Genomic DNA, 18,141 nt, shown 5'->3' with positions numbered 1-18,141 from the left:
CAGGCCTGTAAAACCAAAACATGAAAATTTACGATGCAATTGTTATCGGCGCCGGGCAGGCCGGCGTTCCGCTCGCTAAAAAACTCGCCGCTTCCGGCCGCCGCACCGCGATCATCGAAAAAAGGCTGATGGGCGGCACCTGTGTAAACGACGGCTGCACCCCTACCAAAACCATGATAGCCGTTGCGCGCCTCAGTTATCTTTCCCGCAGGGCGCAGCAATTCGGCATTCCGTCCGATCCTTCGCAGCTGCGCATCAGCACGGTGACGGACAAAAAGAACCAGGTGGTGGAGCGTTCCCGTTCCGGCATCGAAAAAAGTCTCGACGAAACAAAAGACCTCGATGTATTTCACGCGACTGCCTCCTTCACCGGCGCCAACACGCTGCGCGTGAACGGGGAAGAGCTTTCAGCCGGGCTCATCTTCATCAACACCGGCGCAAGGCCTTCGATACCGCCCATTCCCGGTCTTGCGGACGTACCGTATCTCACTTCCACCACTATTCTCGACATCGATACCATTCCCGCGCATCTTGTGATACTCGGCAGCGGCTATATTGCCATGGAGCTGGGCCAGATGTTCGCCCGCTTCGGCAGCCGCGTAACGGTACTGGAGCGCAACGCCGCGCCGCTGGAGAAAGAGGACGATGACGTGGCTGCCGCGATCAGGCAGATATTGGAAGAAGAAAACGTTACGTTTCTGACAAACGTGGCGGTTACCAAAGTATCCCGTAAATTAGACGGTGAAACGGAGCTGACGCTCACGCAGAACGGGGAGGAAAAACGTATTACGGGCAGTCATTTGCTGGTAGCCGCCGGCAGAACGCCCAACACGGAAGAGTTGAACCTTTCCGTGGCTGGCGTCAAAACCGGCCCTCACGGGCACATTGAAGTGAACGACAGGCTGGAAACCTCCGCCCGTGGCATTTATGCGCTGGGAGACGTAAACGGCGGCCCGGCGTTCACGCATATTTCCTATAACGATCATCTTATTGTGGCCCGGAACATTATAGACAGACAACATTTGAGCATTAAAGACCGCATAACGCCCTATTGTATGTTCACCGACCCTGAGCTGGGCCGCGTGGGCCTCAGCGAAAAAGAAGCGCTGAAAAAAGGCTACCGCATCAAAGTGGCGCGGCTGCCGCTAAACAAAGTAGCCCGGGGCGTCGAGACGGGCGATACGCGCGGCTTGATGAAAGCCGTGATAGACGCGGAAACCAAGCAAATCCTGGGCGCGGCCATTTTGTCCGTGAGCGGCGGCGAGGTGATGAGCGTGCTGCAAATGGCCATGATGGGCGGGATCACATACGAACAACTGCGGGATAACGTATTCGCGCATCCCACATTTTCAGAATCATTAAACAATCTTTTCTTTACGCTCGATAATGATTGAAGTACGGCATCTCCGGAAAAATTTTAACGGCACGCCCGCCGTGCAAGACGTTTCCTTCACCGTCGGGGAAGGCGAAAACCTGATCCTGCTGGGCACCAGCGGCTGCGGCAAAACCACCACACTGCGCATGATCAACCGCCTGCTGGAGCCCGATGGCGGCGAGGTGTTTTTCCGCGGCACGAATACCCGCGACCTGCAGCCGGAAACGCTGCGGCGGCAAATGGGCTACGTGCTGCAGCAAACCGGCCTGTTCCCGCATTACACCGTCGAAGAAAATATCGCCGTGGTGCCGAAGCTCGAGCATTGGGACAAACAGCGCATCCACGAAAGAACGGGCGCCTTGCTTGCCAAGCTGGGCCTGAGCCGTGAAACGCACGCGCATATGTTCCCGCACGAACTGAGCGGCGGCCAGCAGCAACGCGTGGGCCTCGCCCGCGCCCTCGCGGCCAATCCGCCCGTGCTGCTGATGGACGAGCCATTCGGCGCGCTGGACCCCGTTACCCGCCACCGCATCCGCAAAGATTTCGCGGAGCTGGACGAGTTCCGGGAAAAGACCATCATTATGGTCACGCACGACATTCACGACGCATTTACGCTGGGCGACCGCATCTGCCTGATGGACAAAGGAAAGATCGTGCAACTGGGCACGCCCGAAGAACTGCGCAGCAACCCGGTGAATGAATTTGTAAGCAACTTCCTGAAAGGACAATATGAACCGCAATGAACGGATTTTTTGAATTCCTGGTTTCGCAGTCAGACAAACTGCTCCAGCAAACGCTCACCCACATCAGCCTGACGCTCATCAGCGTGGGCATTGCCATTGCCGTGGGCGTGCCGCTGGGCATCCTGATCGCCAAAAGGGCGAAAATAGCCGGCACGGTGCTGGGTTTTGCCGGCGTAATGCAGACCATTCCGAGCATTGCGCTGCTGGGTTTTCTCATCCCCCTGCTCGGCATCGGGCCGAAACCCGCCATCTTCGCATTATTCCTGTACGCATTGCTGCCCATCATCCGCAACACTTACACCGGCATCAACGGGGTGGACGCATATGTAAAAGAAGCCGCCAAAGGCATGGGCATGACGCCCCGGCAGGTGCTTTTCAAAGTGGAGCTTCCGCTTGCCATGCCCGTGCTGATCGCGGGCATCCGCACCGCTGCCGTGATCAACGTAGGTGTGGCCACCCTCGCCGCTTACATCGCCGCCGGCGGGCTGGGGGAATTTATTTTCGGCGGCATCGCGCTGAACAATACCAATATGATCCTTGCAGGCGCCATTCCGGCCGCACTGCTCGCTTTGCTGTTCGACTTCCTGCTGTCGCGCATACAAAAGACCGACTGGCGGAAATACAAGCTGCTGCTGGGCGGCGCGGGCATCGCCATATTGTGTTTCGCCATGCTGCCTGCCGCCACCAAAGGTAAGCTGCTCGCGGGTTTCACGCCGGAGTTCATGGGCCGGCAAGACGGTTATCTTGGCCTTAAAAGCGTGTACCACCTGCGCATCCCAACCGTGGTGATCAACGACGCGGTGATGTACCAGGCGCTGCATGAAAATAAGCTCGATGTGGTGAGCGGCTACAGTACGGACGGGCGCATTAGGGCGTACAACCTCGTGATCCTCGGCGACGATAAATTTATTTTCCCGCCGTATTACGCTGCGCCGGTGGTACGGCAGCCCGTGCTGGAACAATATCCCGAACTGGAAAACGCGCTCGATCTTCTCGCCGGGCGCATCAACGATTCGGTGATGACCTACCTGAACTACAGGGTGGATTATCTCAAGGAAAGCCCGGAACAGGTAGCCGAATCCTTTTTGCAGGAGCAGCGGCTGTTGCTTCCGCCCCGGGCCGGCAACAAAGGCGTGGTCCGCATCGGCACGAAGATCTTCACCGAACAATACATTCTCGGGGAAATGTACAAAATGCTCATACAAGGCCATACCGACCTGCGGGTGGAATCCAAAACCGGGTTAGGTGGCACGAAAATTTGTTTTGATGCATTAACGAACAACCAGATCGACCTTTATCCCGAATATACAGGAACAGGCCTGCTGGTAATATTACAAGCGCCGCTCACGGAGCGGCTCAGGAACAAAGACAGTGTTTACGCCTTTGTGCAGGAACAGTTCAGCGAGCGTTACAGGCTCAGCTGGCTGAAACCCATCGGCTTTAACAACGCATACGCATTAATGATGAGGAGGGAAAAAGCGGACGAACTGCAGCTTCGCACCATCACCGACCTTACGCAATTGTTGAATACGCAAAAAGATTAACATGATTACCATTACCACGGCGGCACCGCTGTTACAACAGTACAGGAGCGTTCGCCAATGGACGGAAGACATTTGCCGCCCGCTACAGAAAGAGGATTATGTGGTACAACCTGTGGAGTTTGTAAGCCCTCCCAAATGGCACCTCGGCCATTCCACCTGGTTTTTTGAAACATTGGTGCTCAAACAATTTATGCCCGGTTATACCGAATACGACCCGAATTTCAACTTCGTTTTCAACAGCTATTACGAAAGCCTCGGCGCCCGCGTGATCCGCACGCAGCGCGGTAACCTGAGCCGCCCTACCGTGGATGAGATCTACCGTTACCGCGCTTTTGTGGACGCGGCCATGGAACAGCTGCTCGAAAACCCGCTGCCCGCCGAAGCGAAAACATTGCTTGAACTGGGCTGTCATCACGAGCAGCAACACCAGGAACTGCTTTGGTACGACATTAAATACATTCTCGGTCACAACCCGCTTTTCCCCGCGTATGCGGGGGAAGACGGCAGTGGGCGCCCCGAAGCGCGGCAGCAGGGTTTTGTGGAAATGCCCGGGGGCGTCTATGAAGCCGGTTTTTCAGGCCCCGGGTTTTGCTACGACAACGAGCTGGGCCGTCATAAAAATTATTTGCAGCCTTACGCCATTGCAAAAGAACCGGTCACCAACGGCGAATACCTTGAGTTCATCAAAGCCGGCGGTTATCAGGAATTTTCGTACTGGCATGCCGAAGGCTGGGATTGGGTGAAGAACAACGATGTGCGGGCGCCGCTTTACTGGCACAAGATAGACGGCCGGTGGCAACATTACACGCTGTACGGCCTGCAGGCCGTGCAGCCGGAAAACCCCGTTCAGCACGTCAGCTTCTACGAAGCCGCCGCATTCGCCGCCTGGAAAGGCCTGCGCCTGCCCACCGAATTTGAATGGGAAGCCGCCGCGGGCCAGTTCAACTGGGGCCGCAGCTGGGAATGGACGGAAAGCGCATATCTCCCCTATCCCGGATTCGAACGCGCAGCGGGGCCAGTGGGCGAATACAACGGCAAGTTCATGGTGAACCAGAAAGTGCTGCGCGGCGCATCCGACTACACGCCGAAAGGCCACAGCAGGGCCACTTACAGGAATTTTTTCCATGCGCCCATGCGCTGGCAGCTGTCTGGCATACGGCTGGCGAAAAACATCCAATAACTACTGTAAAACTACCGAGATGAGAGCAGCACAGGCATTCCAACATAACACCATCGTTGAAAAACAGCAGCTGACATTTGAAAAAGACGTATTGGCGGGGCTGCAGCTGCAGCCCAAACGCCTGTATTCAAAATATTTTTACGACGCCAAAGGCGATGCCTTGTTCCAGCAGATCATGCATTGCCCGGAATATTATCTCACCCGCTGCGAGATGGACATCCTGCGGGGGCAATCCGAAAAGATCGTGCAGGCCGTGCGCCGGCATGCGCCCGGGTTCGACCTGGTGGAGCTGGGCGCGGGAGACGCATCCAAATCGTTTTTCCTGCTGAAGGAAATGCTGCGCATGGGTGTTACGGACACTTATTTCCCCATCGATATTTCGCCCAACATCATCACGCAGTTGCAGCAGTCGCTGCCCGCAAAACTGCCGGGGCTGCAGGTGCAGGGGCTTAACGGCGAATACATGGAAATGCTGCAGGCAGCGGGGCAGATCACCGCGCAACAAAAACTGGTAATGTTCATGGGCTCCAGCATCGGGAATTTTACGCCGGCCGAAGCCGTGCAGTTCTGCACGCGGCTGCGCCAGCAATTGCGCCCGGGAGACCTGGTGCTGATCGGCTTCGACCTGCGGAAAAACCCGCAGACCATCCTCGACGCGTACAACGACAAAGGCGGCATCACCCGCGCGTTTAACCTCAACCTGCTGGAAAGGATCAACCGCGAGCTCGACGGCAATTTCGATATTTCTCAATTCGAGCATTACCCCACTTACGACCCGGTTTCGGGCGCCTGCAAAAGTTTTCTTATCAGCAAACGCGAACAGGCTGTGGAGATTGCCGGGCAAACGGTGCGCTTTGGCGCCAACGAGCCCGTGTACATGGAAATATCGCAGAAATACGATATGGAGGAGATCAACGAACTGGCCAGCCGAAGCGGGTTCAGGCCGGTGGAATTTTTCTACGACAGCAAACGCTGGTTCACCGACGTATTGTGGCAATGCCGCTGACGGACTGCCCGTCAACGGCATTGCTGAAGTTATTGCGGTAGCGAAAAATATCAATCAATTTTCAGGCTCCGAACCGGGTTGCTTCGCGCGGCGCGCAACGCCTGGAAACTCACGGTAAACAGCGCGATCAGGATAGCCCCGATCCCCGCAATGGCGAACACCCACCAACTCAGGCTGATGCGGTACGCAAAATCCTGCAGCCAGGCCCGCACTGCGAAATATGTAATGGGCCACGCAATCAGGTTCGCGATCAGCACCAGCTTCACAAAATCTTTACTGAGCATCGCCACGATGTTTTCCACCGTTGCGCCCAGCACTTTGCGGATGCCGATCTCTTTCACCCTTCTTTCCGCCGCGAAAGACGCAAGGCCGAACAAACCCAGGCACGACACGATGATCGCCAGCACTGCCAGCATCGTTATCACGCCGCTTACCTGCTGGTCTGAATGATAGATCTGCGCAAAATGTTCGTCGAGGAAACTGTAGCTGAAAGGATGCGTGTTGCCGTGCTTTTTCCAGACGGATTCCACCAATGCGATCGCTTCTTTTGTTTTGCCGCCGCTGATGCGGATGGACATTTCGCTGAAACCCCATTCCACCTGGTTCGTCAGCGCCAGCGTTTCTATTTTGTGATGCAGGGAATTGAAGTTGAAGTCTTTCGCCACGCCCACGATCTTGCCAGCCGTATCGAGCCCGTTAAAATTAAAGCCGAACCTTCTGCCTACGAGCGATTCCAGCGATCTGCCCTTTTCATCGTTTTTCAGCAGCTCATGCGCCAGCGCTTCGTTGATGATATATTCTTTGCCGTTGCGCGAAACGTCCTGGGAGAAATTACTTCCCGCCGCCAGCGGTATTTTGTACAGCGTCACGAAATCTTTGTCTACCACCACCTGCGAAGTAATCAGCGAACGGACCGGCCCGTCGCCGTGATACGTCATCATGGTCTGGTGAAAGTTGTTGCCCATGCGCTGCTGTGAGCCGCTGACCTTGCCGATCAGCGAACTGTTCTGCAGGTCCTGTTTCATGGCGAGGTATTTATAATTCGCCGCATTGTCCAGCGGAACGAGCAATACCTGGTCGCCGTTAAAACCGCGGTCTTTGGTCTGCATGAATTTCAGCTGCCGCAAAGCGAACAGCGTGGCGATGATGAGGAACACAGCGCCGGTGAATTGCGTCACTACCAATATATTCCTCATAGCGCCTTTATTTTTCCCGGCGAGCACGGAGCCTTTTAATACTTTCACCGGTTGGAAAGAGGAAAGGTACCCGGCGGGATAAAGCCCCGCCAGGACCCCAACCAGCATGGTCCCGCCTATTGTAACAAGTAGCAGTGTAAAATTGGAAAAGATGGGAAACTCAAGCGGTCTTTCGCTGAAATTCACGATCCATGGGAGGCTGAGTTTCACGATCATCACGGCGAACACCAGCGCGATCAGCGACAGCATTACCGATTCGCCGACGAACTGCCAGGCCAGCTGCCTGCGGTGCGCGCCTACCGACTTGCGGATGCCTACTTCCCTGGCCCTTTCCGCGGAGCGCGCGGTGGAAAGGTTCACGAAGTTGATGCAGGCGATCACGAGTATCAGGATGCCGATGAATGAAAAGATGTAAGTATAACGTCGGTCGAATTTCTGGAAGTTGTTGTAATCGTGCGTGATATGGTTAGACGCGGCGTGTACGTCTGAAAGCGGTTGCAGGAAAAGCTCATATCCTTTCCAGGCATCGTTTCGCGCGAGGTATTTTTTGAGAAAAGCCGGGAATTTATTGTTCAGCGCCGTTATGTCGGCGTTTTTCTCCAGCTCGAGATAGGTCACCAGCCAGTTGCCTCCCCAATTCTGCTCCCATTCCGGCCTGTAGAGCGTATTCATCGCGATCAGCGCTTCAAACTGCAGGTGCGAATTTGCGGGCACTTCCATTATACCGGTTACGGTAAGGGCGAGCGTATCGCGGGAATAACGCATCACTGTTTTGCCCATCGGGTCTTCTTCTCCGAACAATTTTTTTGCCGCGTCTTTCGTAAGCACCATGCTCCCGGGCTTCATCAGCGCCGAACGGCGGTCGCCTTCCAACAGCGGAAAATCGAATATCTGGAAGAATGTGGAATCTGCCAGGTTAAATTTTTTGAGATAATGTTTTTTGTCTTTATACCCCAGCCCAAGGTCTTCCCCGCCGCTGACCCGCACGAAGTTCTTCACCTCGGGGTATTCCATTTTCAGCGCGGTAGCCATCGGGTACATGCTGAGTGCAACGTTCTGCGGCGCCGCCATTCCCTCCGGTTTCTGCACTTCGCAAAGCCGGTAAAGGCTCTTTTTGTGCATGCCGTCGAAGTTCTTTTCATAAGAAACGAACAGCATGATCACGATACAAGCCGCCATCCCGATGGCCAGGCCGGTGATATTGATCAGGGAGAAGGTTTTGTTTTTCAACAGGTTCCTCCAGGCGATTTTCAGGTAATTGGTGAGCATGACCGGTAGCGGACAAATTAAATACCAAGGGAACATATATTGATTTTCAACATCATACAAACTTTTCAAGGGCCGGGAATGTCCGGAAATGTTACAACAACTGTCCGATAACGGACACCCGGCAACAATTTTTCCCGCACGATCCTTGTTAGTTTTTTTGTCTAAACCATCAATGTTATGAGAAATACATACCGGCTGATGTTATTCGCCTGCATGACGCTGGCCGCATGCAGCACCACTACCCGCGTTACCGATTTCTACCGCAACCCCGACGCCCCGAAGAAATCTTACCAGTCCATTTTTATTGCGGCACTGGTGCATAATGTGAATGCGAAGAACGCTATCGAGACCAACCTCGCCAATGCCGCGCAGGCCAGGGGTTACAAGGCTATAAAAAGCGCGGACATATTCCCTCCCAATTTCACCCGCGACAAGATCCCCAATAAAGAAACCATCCTCGACAAGGTGCGCGAACTGGGCTGCGACGCGATCTTTACCGTGGCGCTGGTAGATAAGACCAGCGAAACCCGCTACGTGCCCGGCTCCGGCCCTTACCGCCCGTATCCCGCTTATGGCTGGTACGGCAGCTTCTGGGGATATTACAGCTATTGGGGGCCGATGATGTACGATCCGGGTTATTACACGACGGACAAAACTTATTTCATGGAAGGCAACATGTACGATGCGCAAACGGAAACGCTGCTGTTTTCCATGCAATCGTCTACCATGAACCCCAACAGCGTAGACGATTTCTCGAAAAGCTACACCGCCGCGCTGGTAGGGCAGCTGGAAAGGGAAGGTTTGCTGAAGAAGTAAAAAATAGAGGCTGAAGGAAAACCCGTTCAGCCTTTTTAATTTGTTTTGCAAACACGCTCACACGTGCTGCGTATAATCTTTCACCGGCACTGCGGCGGTTAATTGTTCGTATTCCATTTCGTTCAGCCGCGGCGTTTCCTTCGCCAGTTCCAGCAGCTGTTCCATTGTTCTGATGCCCGTCACCGCGCTGGACACCACCGGGTGCATCAGCGCATATTTCAACGCCGTCTGTGCCGGGTTGCGTTCTGCGCCGGAAACCGCTGCTATCGTGTCTTTCGCTTTCTGCACTTCCGCTTCGCTGTAATCGAGATAAGCAACGGCGGGTTTATTCACCAATATGCCTTTTGCAAGACTGCCCCGCGCCAGCACGCCGATGCCATGCTGCTGCAACACGCCGAAGCAGGATACTTCCGGCCGCCGGTCCAGCAGGCTGTACTGCATCATCACGGTTACGATATTGGAGCGTTTTGCGTATTCGCGGATCACATTGGGCCGGATGGAAGAAATGCCGTAATAAAGGATCTTCCCCTGTTGCTGTAACAGTTCAAACGCCCCGATGGTCTCATCGATCGGGTCGTCGATAGTGCCGCCGTGCAGCTGGTACAGGTCGATACGGTCGGTTTGCAGCCGCTGCAGGCTTTTCTCCACGCAGGCGATGATATACTCCTTACGCGGGTTCCAGTCCCAGCCGGAACCGTCTGCCCGCCACTGGTTGCCCACTTTCGTGGCGATCACCGCTTTTTCCCTTTTTCCTTTCAGCGCCTTGCCCAGCGAGGATTCATTGAATCCTTTATCGTACAGGTCCGCCGTATCAAAAAAGTTGATGCCTTCGTTCAATGCGCGGTGGATCAGCTTTTCGTTAGCCGCATCGTCCATCCCGAGAGACATGCAGCCGAACGCCACTTCGCTCACTTTTAGCGGCGAACGGCCCAGTGTATGGTACTTCATACTCCTAATATACGATAATCTCGTCCGTGAAAATAAAACCCTTCTGCGTAGGCGCTTTCACACGGATGTACCGCGCTTCTTTGCCTTTGAGGCCGAACACAAAATCTTTAAGAAACCATAACTATCATGAACCGGCCGCCTCCGGGAGAGGCGGCTTTTTTATCAGCGTATCAGCACGACGGTACCTTTTTTCTGCACTTTTTCGCCGAGCTGGTCCGTGTATTCGATCATCCAGGCGTAGGTGCCCACTTCCGCGGGAGAGCCGTTGATCTTGCCGTCCCAGCGTTTGAGCCAATTGTTCGTTTCGAATACCAGCTGACCGCCACGGGTGTACACGGCAAGGCGAAGATCGGTGACTTTGTAGGCGTTCACGGGATAGAAATAATCGTTCACGCCGTCGTTGTTCGGCGAAAACGCGGAGGGAATTTCCACGTAACAGCTGCGGGCCGCCTTGATCGTATGTATGGCGGTGTCGCGGCAATGTTTGTCGTTCTCCACGATCAGCCGGATGGTATAATCCTGGTCGCGGAGCTGCGGAAAATAACGCATGGGAACGGCTTCCCTGCCGGTGGATGTTGCGTTGTTTCCATAGTCCCAGGTCCAGCGCACGATATTGCCAGTGCTCTGATCAACGGGGCGTACCATTTCCAGCGGGCAATACGGCCCGTAATCAACGCTGAAGCCTGCCGTCAGTTCGCTGACGATCGTGATCGCCGTGTCTTTCCTTGCGCGGCAAACACCGTTGCTTACTTCCAGCGTCACTGTTTTGGAGCCGAAGCTGTCGTACACTTTTACGGGGTGTTGTATGCTGAAACGGTCTGTGCCGTCCAGCAGCCAGTTCCACGAATCGACGCCGTTGCGGCCGTGGTGATGGAAATTGGCGGTGGTGAGCTTGCAGTTAAAATCAAGACCGAAAGTGAAGTCCGCATTCACCGTATCCGCCGCGTTGAATACCGCGATCTGCCCGGTGGCGGCGGGTTGCCAGCATTCGCTGAACAGGGTGTTGCCGTCTGTGCCGGAAGCGGAAACCACTTCATACGTTCCGCCGGTTTGAATGGGCGCGCCGAAACGCAATTCAATTGAATCCGCCAACCCTTCCGCGTTACAAATGCCGGTAGCGCCGGCAATCCTTACGGATGCATTGCCGCGGATCGTGAAATCGCTGCCGTCCGCCGCAATAGAGCTGCAACGCACCGGAACGCTCAGCCCGATCTTTACGGCCGAAGGCTCGCAACCCACAACGGGAATGCCGCGCAGCAGCACGGGCGGTTGCGGGGGAATATCGAAATCCGCTTCGCCGCCGGGCAGGCTGGGAATATGGCATTCGCTGAGCACGCTGCCCGCCAGGCGCACGGTGTAAGTGCCGGGCGTAATGATCCGCGCGTTCAGCCTGAGCGTAACGGTGTTGGTCAGATCGTTGGCGGCGCAGGCGGTAGCAGCCGCCACGATGCTCACCGCCGAAGGGCCGGTGATGGTAAAGTCGCTGCCATTGGCCGCTACGGAGCTGCAGCGGATAGGGTCGGGAAATGCCAGCACGATCTCGTTGGGCCCGCAATCGGGCGTTTGCACTGCGGCCATGCGCGGCGCGGGGAACGCGGGCATGGAAAAATCCATGCTGTTGCCTGCCAGCATTTGTTTGCTGCACACGTTGAGCAAGGTATTGTTGTCGCTGCCATTGCGTACGCTTACGGTATACTGCCCCGGCGCGGGGGGCCCGGCCAGGAAGAGGGTGATCGAATCGAGATCGAAGCCGTTGCCGCAGGTCACGCCTCTCGCTGAAACGATGGCGGGCGCGCCGGCGGAAAGCCGGAAATCGCTGCCGTTGGCGGCAAGACTGCTGCAGAGCACTTTTCTGCTCAGTTTAATGCCCACGGAATAAGATGCACAGTCGTATTTTACGGAAGTGATCTCCGGCAACACCGGGTCGATGATCTCGGCCGTACCGCCGCCGAAAGACAATTCATAACCGCTTTGTGTATCGCTGAAATGGCTGATCAGCAACAGGTATTCGTGCCCTTCCGTAAGCTGCGGCATTTCGCTGAACAGGGCCTGCCCCCGGCCGCTGCAGACGGTAACGCTGGTGCCGTCTACCGAAGCGCCGGTAAGGCCGTATTCCCCGGACCAGTTCATGGCGACGTACATCGTGCGGTCGAAATACACGTTTTCGGGGTCTTTGCCGGTGATGTCGAACAGCTGCCAGTCGTAGTCTTCTTCGAGTATCAGCGGTTTGATCAGGAAACCGAGCGTGCCGGTTTTGTAGCAGGTGAATTTATACCAGTAAGGATTTTTATTCCTGTGCTGCCCGGCGCCCGGGGTGTTGCAGGTAGGGCCGGGCACCTGCTGGTCCCCGCAAATGGGAACGGAACGCTGCAGGAAGGTTTGATCGCCGCAAACGGGGAATGCGGTGGACGGGTTTTGTCCGAGTGCGGTGCAATCCTGGGCCTGGGCGCGGCCGACGAAGATCAGCAGCAGGTATAGTAATAATTTTTTCAGCATGAATCCATTTTCATCCTGGAGGACAGTGGCTAAATGTACGGATTAAAACCTGCCGTTCATCCATCAATATTTTCATTTTACACTTTTTTATTATATTTATATCCGTTAATTCAGGCAGCTGGTTTCCCTATAAGCACATTTTTACGCACAGCAGATTTTAAGAACCACTAGAAAAATGTATGGTATGACAGAAGAAAAAGACAAAAACAAACCGCTGGACATCATTGACAAGCTGAAGCTGGGGCCGCCGGCAGGCCAGGCGTCTTCACCGCCTAACCGCAATTGCCCGGCGTGCGGCGCGAAAGGCGTGAAACAGGCGGGGCTGACGCATTGCCCTTATTGCGGGCATGAATTCATCAAAACCCGTTAAAAATAACCGGAAGCCCGGCCTGCCGCGCCCGGTTTTTTTTCATGGAATACGAAATGCCCTCTCCCTGAAAACCAACGGGGCCGCGCATTGGCGGCCCCGTACCAGGTTGTGTATGGCGTTCCTTTTTATCCCCATAACATAAAATAAGCGCCCGCGGGGTCCTGCACCAGCACATAACTTCCCATTTCACCCGCTTTTCTTTTTTCGCTCATGATCTTTCCACCCAGTTTCTCTACCTGCGCCAGGCTGGCGTCGAGGTCTTCCACCTGGATGTACGCGAGCCAGACCGGCGGAAGGTCTTTATTGCCGCCGCGCGCATGGCAAACACCGGCTATAATGTCGCCGGTAGCGGGGTTTTTCATGAAATAATCTTCGTAATCCCCCATTTTCTGCGCGCCTATTTCCCAACCGATCACTTTATGATAGAACTGGCTGACGGTTTCCGCGTCGTTCACCGTGAGGTCGAACCCAATGAGGGTGCCGGGCTTTTTTTGCATAACAGGTGGTATTTACTGCTAATTTACAATCACCTGCAGGGATTTTCGGAGGGCAGGATGGTCAATTTACCGGGTCATTTATGCCAAAATTTTTAGTAACTTGCTAAACCATTTCACCTGATTATGAAAAAGCTTTCTGTAATCCTCAGCCAGCATTACCGTCCTATCAGTATTGCCGCCATACTGGACGTTTTCCAGACCGTGAATCAGTATTACCAGGAACATACCGGCCTCCCCTTCTTCGACATCCGGCTGGTAACGCTCGAAGGCCGCGATACAGCGCCTTCTTTCCACGAAATGTACGAGGCCGTGCCGCTCTGCGAAGTAAACCATTCAGACCTGGTGCTGATCCCCGCTTTTGTGAGCGGCGACATTCCCGCTTACGTGCGCGAAAACGCAGGGTTTATCGGCTGGATACGCCAGCAGGCAGACAAAGGCGCGGAAGTGGCCAGCTTTTGCACCGGCGCTTTTTTGCTCGCCGCCACCGGCCTGCTCAGGAACAAAAGGGCCACATCACACGTTACGGCCGTTAAAGAGCTGGCCCGTGCCTACCCGGACGTGATCGTGGAGCCGGACGTTGTGGTGACGGACGATAACGGCATCTACACCAGCGGCGGCGCTACTTCCACTTTCCATCTTTTGCTGCACATCCTCGAAAAATATTGCAACCGAAAAACCGCCATCCATACCGCCAAAGTTTTTGCCATCGATATGGACCGCGCGCAGCAATCCTATTTCGCCAACTGGTCACCCTCGCGCGAGCACCAGGACGAGCTGGTGTGCGAGGCGCAGCAAAGAATGGAAGAGCGCTTTCGCGACAGGCTCACCGTGGAAGAAGTGATACGCGGCCTGCCTGTGAGCCGCCGCAATTTTATCAGGCGCTTCAAAATAGCGACCGGCGTAACACCCATCGAATATTTGCAAAGGCTGCGCATCGAAGCGGCGAAAAGAATGCTCGAACAGAAACAGGAAAACATCACCGGCGTGATGATGCAGACCGGTTATGAAGACGCGAAGGCCTTCCGCCAGCTGTTCCGGAAAATAGTAGGCCTTTCCCCCAAAGAATACCGCGAAAAATACGCGGGCTGAACAAAAACAACGGAATCCTGTTAATCAATCAGTAACCCTCTAGCATCAATCAGCACTCGTTAAATTGATTTCATGAAAATGAAACAGGCATTGATATGCGCTTCTTTAACGATCTAACGGAAACGGGTATGCCGCAACGTATGTACGTGCCGGAAGGCAGATGAAACACCTGGCAATATTATTTTTTGCTGTCTGCGCAGCCAAGCCATGCGATGCAGAAAAAGATTTTGATTTGATATGGGATTTTGAATGAGTAACCCGCCAGGCTTGTGCCGGCGGGTTACAATTTTTCAGAGAAAACGTTCGCTCACCACGAGGTCCTTACTGCCCGCGGTATATTTATAAAACCCTTCGCCGCTTTTGGCGCCCAGGTAACCGGCGGTCACCATGTTCACCAATAAAGGGCAGGGCGCGTATTTCTGATTGCCGAAGCCGTCGTACAGCACGTTGAGGATAGACAGGCAAACGTCCAGCCCGATGAAATCCGCCAGCTGCAAGGGGCCCATGGGATGGGCCATGCCGAGTTTCATCACCGTATCGATCTCTTCTACGCCGCCCACACCTTCGTATAAGGTGTAGATCGCTTCGTTGATCATCGGCATCAGGATTCGGTTGGCGATAAACCCGGGGTAATCGTTTGCCACGCTGGGCACTTTACCGAGTTTTTTGGAAAGTTCCGTGATGTGTTCCGTCACGCTTTTTTCAGTTGCGTAACCGTTGATGATCTCCACGAGTTTCATCACGGGCACGGGGTTCATGAAATGCATGCCGATCACTTTTCCGGGTTTTTGGGTAACCGCGGCGATCTTCGTGATGGAAATGGAAGAAGTATTGCTGGCCAGAATTACGTCCGGGCCGGTATGTTCGTCCAGCTCGCGGAAGATCTTCAGTTTCAGCTCCACGTTTTCCGTGGCGGCTTCCACCACCAGGTCTACGTTCTGCACGCCGGCGGCGAGGCTGGTGAAGGTATGGAGATTGGAAATGGTCTGCTGTTTGTCTGCCTCGGTAATGCTTTCTTTGGACAACTGGCGGTTGAGGTTGCGGATGATGGTGTCCAGCGCTTTATCCAGCGCCTGTTGCGACACATCTACGAGGTGAACCGCAAACCCGTGCTGGGCGAATACGTGAGCGATGCCGTTTCCCATGGTGCCTGCGCCGATCACAGCTACTTTCTGCATAGAAGATCTATTTTGGTGGTTGATCAATGAGCGGCAATTTAAGGAAAAAGGCATTCCGGGCCGCACATAGCCGCAGGAGTTTGGATCAGGATAACCGTTGATGTTTAATCTTTGCGCTTGAAATCGCCGCGTTTCCACGATTCGATGAACTGGGCCCAGGCCAGCGGGTTAAAGATGTTCTGCGGCGGGGTTTGCCCGGCGTAGTAGAGCGATTGCTGCTGTTTTTGCATGAACACGTTATAGGCGCCGCCGCCGTCTACCGGTATGTAACGGGCCATGGCGCGCAATTTGGCCTGTTCGTTGTTTTTTCGGGCCACTTCGTACATATCGTTGGGGATGTCCATATTCACGAACATCTTTTCAAATTCGCGGCGGGTGGGATATGGATGGATCACGGTTTCGGCGAGGTAAAGCGTGTCTTCCGTCATCAATTGAATAAGGGAATAGCTGTTCCCGACCAGTTCCACCGGAATCCTGTAGTCTTTTTTACGGAAACCTACGGCGCTGAAAGTAAGGGTGTCGCCTTTGAAGGCCACGATGGAAAACACGCCCTGGCTATTGGAAATAGTGCCGCGGTTCTGGCCTTTCACGAGGATGCTCACCGCGGGGATCGCGCGGAGGCTGTCGGCCGTCATGGTAATACCGGAAATTTGTATAATGCTGTCTTTGAACGCTTTCAGCTGCGCTCTTAGCAAAAACGGCATAAACAGCAGGGAAAATAGTATGATCAGTTTCTTATGCATGCAGCTACTAAGATATATGTTCCTCCCGGAAACACGAATATAAAACCAACAAATTAAACATCAATTTAGGTTAACTTTGCAGATCGGAAACAATTTTAACATCAATTTATGATCACAAAAGAAAAGGTCCTCGAGGCACTGTCGAATGTGGAAGAACCCGATCTGGGCAAGGATTTGGTGACCCTTAACATGGTGAAGGACATTGAGGTCGACGGCAATAAAGTAAAATTCACGGTAGTGCTCACCACACCGGCCTGTCCGCTGAAGGAAATGATCAAAAACGCCTGTATAAACGCGATCGTTCACCTGGTGAGCAAAGAGGCTGAGGTAGAGGTAAAAATGACCGCAAACGTAAGCTCCAACCGTAAGGACGGCAAATCGCTGCTGCCGAACGTTAAAAATATCATCATGGTGGCCTCCGGCAAAGGCGGCGTGGGCAAATCCACCGTAGCGGCCAACCTGGCCCTTGCGCTCGCGCAGGATGGCGCCAAGGTAGGCCTGATGGACGCCGATATTTACGGCCCTTCCGTGCCCATCATGTTCGGGGTACGCGGCGAGCGCCCGATGATGGTGAACGTGGACGGCAAAGGCATGATCGTGCCGATGGAGAAATACGGCATCAAATTCATGTCTATCGGTCTACTGGTAGACGAAAAACAGGCCATCGTATGGCGTGGCCCCATGGCCAGCAGCGCGCTGAAACAATTCGTGAGCGATGTGTACTGGGAAGAACTGGATTACCTGATCATTGATATGCCTCCCGGCACCGGTGATATCCATCTTACGCTGGTGCAGACGGTGCCTGTTACGGGCGCGGTGATCGTAACCACGCCGCAGGACGTTGCCCTGGCGGACGCCAAAAAAGGTATCAGCATGTTCAGCAGCCCGCAGATCCGCGTGCCGATCATCGGTTTGGTGGAGAATATGGCGTATTTCACGCCGGCCGAGCTGCCGCAGAACAAGTATTATATTTTTGGCAAGGAAGGCGGCAAAAGGCTCGCTGAAGAACTGGAAATTCCCTTCCTGGGACAGATCCCGCTGGTGCAAAGCATCCGCGAAGGCGGCGACGAAGGCGTGCCCGCGGTTGCAGGCAACGATTCCGTTACCAAAGAAGCGTTCGCCGAATTTGCAGGCAATACCGCCCGCAGCATCGCGATGCGCAATGCCAACATCGCCCCGACAAAGATCGTGGAGATCGTAGTTTAAGCTCTTTTTATAATCATTACACTCCCGGCGCCGAGGTCATGAATGGCGCGGCGTTCGGGATTGGAATGAATCGTTAAAAAAGACAACCAGCCCAGCGCAGCCTTCAGTATATAGCGGATGTACGCCTTCCCCAAACAGATCCTCTTTCCCGGATCTTTCACGTCCCTCACCCGGATGCCGCACACCAGGTTGCCGGCGGTACAGGCGAAAGCCGTGCAAAGCGGCTCATATACGCCCCATACCGCGATAAAAAGAACGATATTCACCCAGTCGGGCCTGTCTTCACCCAAAGCCTCCAGCAGCTTGGAAGCAACCAGCATCAGCAAAATAATCACCAGGAAATCGGCGGTCGCCGACTGTATCCTTTTAATCAAAAGGGGATATTCGATAACTTCGAGGTCAGACGAATGTTTCATGGTACAGGTATTATTAAGGGGAATAGAAACGGGAAAACGATATCACTAACATACATAAAATCAAACACA

16 protein-coding genes are annotated in these 18,141 nt (G+C 54.3%); 9 read left to right on the top strand and 7 right to left on the bottom strand.

The window, feature by feature from the left end; genetic code table 11:
* Positions 1–20: 20 nt before the first annotated feature.
* Genes J7I43_RS03345 through egtD form a run of 5 tightly spaced genes read left to right on the top strand, consistent with a single transcriptional unit; the run spans position 21 to position 5,848 of the window.
* The gene (locus tag J7I43_RS03345) at positions 21–1,394 is read left to right on the top strand and encodes a mercuric reductase (RefSeq protein ID WP_209143210.1); all 1,374 of its coding nucleotides are present in this window, start codon (positions 21–23) and stop codon (positions 1,392–1,394) included.
* A complete protein-coding gene (locus J7I43_RS03340; protein WP_209143208.1) occupies positions 1,387–2,118 on the top strand; it encodes an ABC transporter ATP-binding protein in 732 nt (243 codons plus the stop codon). Before J7I43_RS03345 ends, J7I43_RS03340 begins: the two co-directional genes overlap by 8 nt.
* Positions 2,115–3,662, top strand: coding sequence for an ABC transporter permease/substrate-binding protein (locus J7I43_RS03335; protein WP_209143206.1), 1,548 nt, complete (start codon positions 2,115–2,117; stop codon positions 3,660–3,662). Before J7I43_RS03340 ends, J7I43_RS03335 begins: the two co-directional genes overlap by 4 nt.
* A 1-nt stretch (position 3,663) precedes the next feature.
* Positions 3,664–4,842, top strand: a complete 1,179-nt coding sequence (egtB, locus tag J7I43_RS03330) for an ergothioneine biosynthesis protein EgtB (RefSeq protein ID WP_209143204.1) — start codon at positions 3,664–3,666, stop codon at positions 4,840–4,842.
* Positions 4,843–4,861: 19 nt separating this feature from the next.
* Positions 4,862–5,848 (top strand): L-histidine N(alpha)-methyltransferase, encoded by a 987-nt coding sequence (egtD, locus tag J7I43_RS03325; protein ID WP_209143202.1) that lies wholly within the window; start codon positions 4,862–4,864, stop codon positions 5,846–5,848.
* A 50-nt stretch (positions 5,849–5,898) separates the two neighbouring features.
* Here the strand turns inward: egtD and J7I43_RS03320 are convergent, their stop codons facing one another.
* Positions 5,899–8,313 (bottom strand): ABC transporter permease, encoded by a 2,415-nt coding sequence (locus J7I43_RS03320; protein WP_209143200.1) that lies wholly within the window; start codon positions 8,311–8,313, stop codon positions 5,899–5,901.
* A gap of 177 nt (positions 8,314–8,490) precedes the next feature.
* Here J7I43_RS03320 and J7I43_RS03315 point away from each other — a divergent pair, with 177 nt between their 5' ends.
* Positions 8,491–9,129, top strand: a complete 639-nt coding sequence (locus tag J7I43_RS03315) for a hypothetical protein (protein WP_209143198.1) — start codon at positions 8,491–8,493, stop codon at positions 9,127–9,129.
* A gap of 57 nt (positions 9,130–9,186) precedes the next feature.
* Here J7I43_RS03315 and J7I43_RS03310 read toward each other — a convergent pair whose 3' ends face one another.
* Together J7I43_RS03310 and J7I43_RS03305 are read right to left on the bottom strand one after the other, a co-directional pair.
* A complete protein-coding gene (locus J7I43_RS03310; RefSeq protein WP_209143196.1) occupies positions 9,187–10,077 on the bottom strand; it encodes an aldo/keto reductase in 891 nt (296 codons plus the stop codon).
* 162 nt (positions 10,078–10,239) lie between these two features.
* Positions 10,240–12,573: a T9SS type B sorting domain-containing protein gene (locus J7I43_RS03305; RefSeq protein WP_209143194.1), complete on the bottom strand. Its 2,334-nt coding sequence runs from the start codon at positions 12,571–12,573 to the stop codon at positions 10,240–10,242.
* A gap of 184 nt (positions 12,574–12,757) precedes the next feature.
* Here J7I43_RS03305 and J7I43_RS03300 point away from each other — a divergent pair, with 184 nt between their 5' ends.
* Positions 12,758–12,943: a hypothetical protein gene (locus tag J7I43_RS03300; RefSeq protein WP_209143192.1), complete on the top strand. Its 186-nt coding sequence runs from the start codon at positions 12,758–12,760 to the stop codon at positions 12,941–12,943.
* Positions 12,944–13,068: 125 nt separating this feature from the next.
* Here the strand turns inward: J7I43_RS03300 and J7I43_RS03295 are convergent, their stop codons facing one another.
* Entirely contained in the window at positions 13,069–13,440 is a 372-nt protein-coding gene (locus tag J7I43_RS03295) for a VOC family protein (RefSeq protein ID WP_209143190.1), read from the bottom strand.
* A gap of 123 nt (positions 13,441–13,563) precedes the next feature.
* On the opposite strand from J7I43_RS03295, the gene J7I43_RS03290 reads away from it, so the two are divergent.
* Complete coding sequence (locus tag J7I43_RS03290; protein WP_209143188.1) at positions 13,564–14,529, top strand: GlxA family transcriptional regulator; 966 nt, start codon at positions 13,564–13,566, stop codon at positions 14,527–14,529.
* Between the two features lie 290 nt (positions 14,530–14,819).
* On the opposite strand, the gene J7I43_RS03285 is transcribed toward J7I43_RS03290, so the two are convergent.
* Entirely contained in the window at positions 14,820–15,707 is an 888-nt protein-coding gene (locus J7I43_RS03285) for a 3-hydroxybutyryl-CoA dehydrogenase (protein WP_209143186.1), read from the bottom strand.
* Between the two features lie 104 nt (positions 15,708–15,811).
* The gene (locus J7I43_RS03280; protein WP_209143184.1) at positions 15,812–16,450 is read right to left on the bottom strand and encodes a carboxypeptidase-like regulatory domain-containing protein; all 639 of its coding nucleotides are present in this window, start codon (positions 16,448–16,450) and stop codon (positions 15,812–15,814) included.
* Between the two features lie 108 nt (positions 16,451–16,558).
* Between J7I43_RS03280 and J7I43_RS03275 the strand changes: the two genes are divergently transcribed.
* Positions 16,559–17,656: an Mrp/NBP35 family ATP-binding protein gene (locus tag J7I43_RS03275; RefSeq protein WP_209143182.1), complete on the top strand. Its 1,098-nt coding sequence runs from the start codon at positions 16,559–16,561 to the stop codon at positions 17,654–17,656.
* Here J7I43_RS03275 and J7I43_RS03270 read toward each other — a convergent pair.
* Positions 17,653–18,072, bottom strand: coding sequence for an RDD family protein (locus J7I43_RS03270; RefSeq protein WP_209143180.1), 420 nt, complete (start codon positions 18,070–18,072; stop codon positions 17,653–17,655). The two genes, J7I43_RS03275 and J7I43_RS03270, sit on opposite strands and share 4 nt — an antisense overlap.
* Positions 18,073–18,141 lie beyond the last annotated feature (69 nt).

The sequence above is a fragment of the Chitinophaga chungangae genome, assembly GCF_017742215.1.
Lineage (GTDB): Bacteria > Bacteroidota > Bacteroidia > Chitinophagales > Chitinophagaceae > Chitinophaga > Chitinophaga chungangae.
The sequence above is the reverse complement of the archived record's forward strand: the minus strand, read 5'-3'. Positions and strand labels throughout refer to the sequence as shown.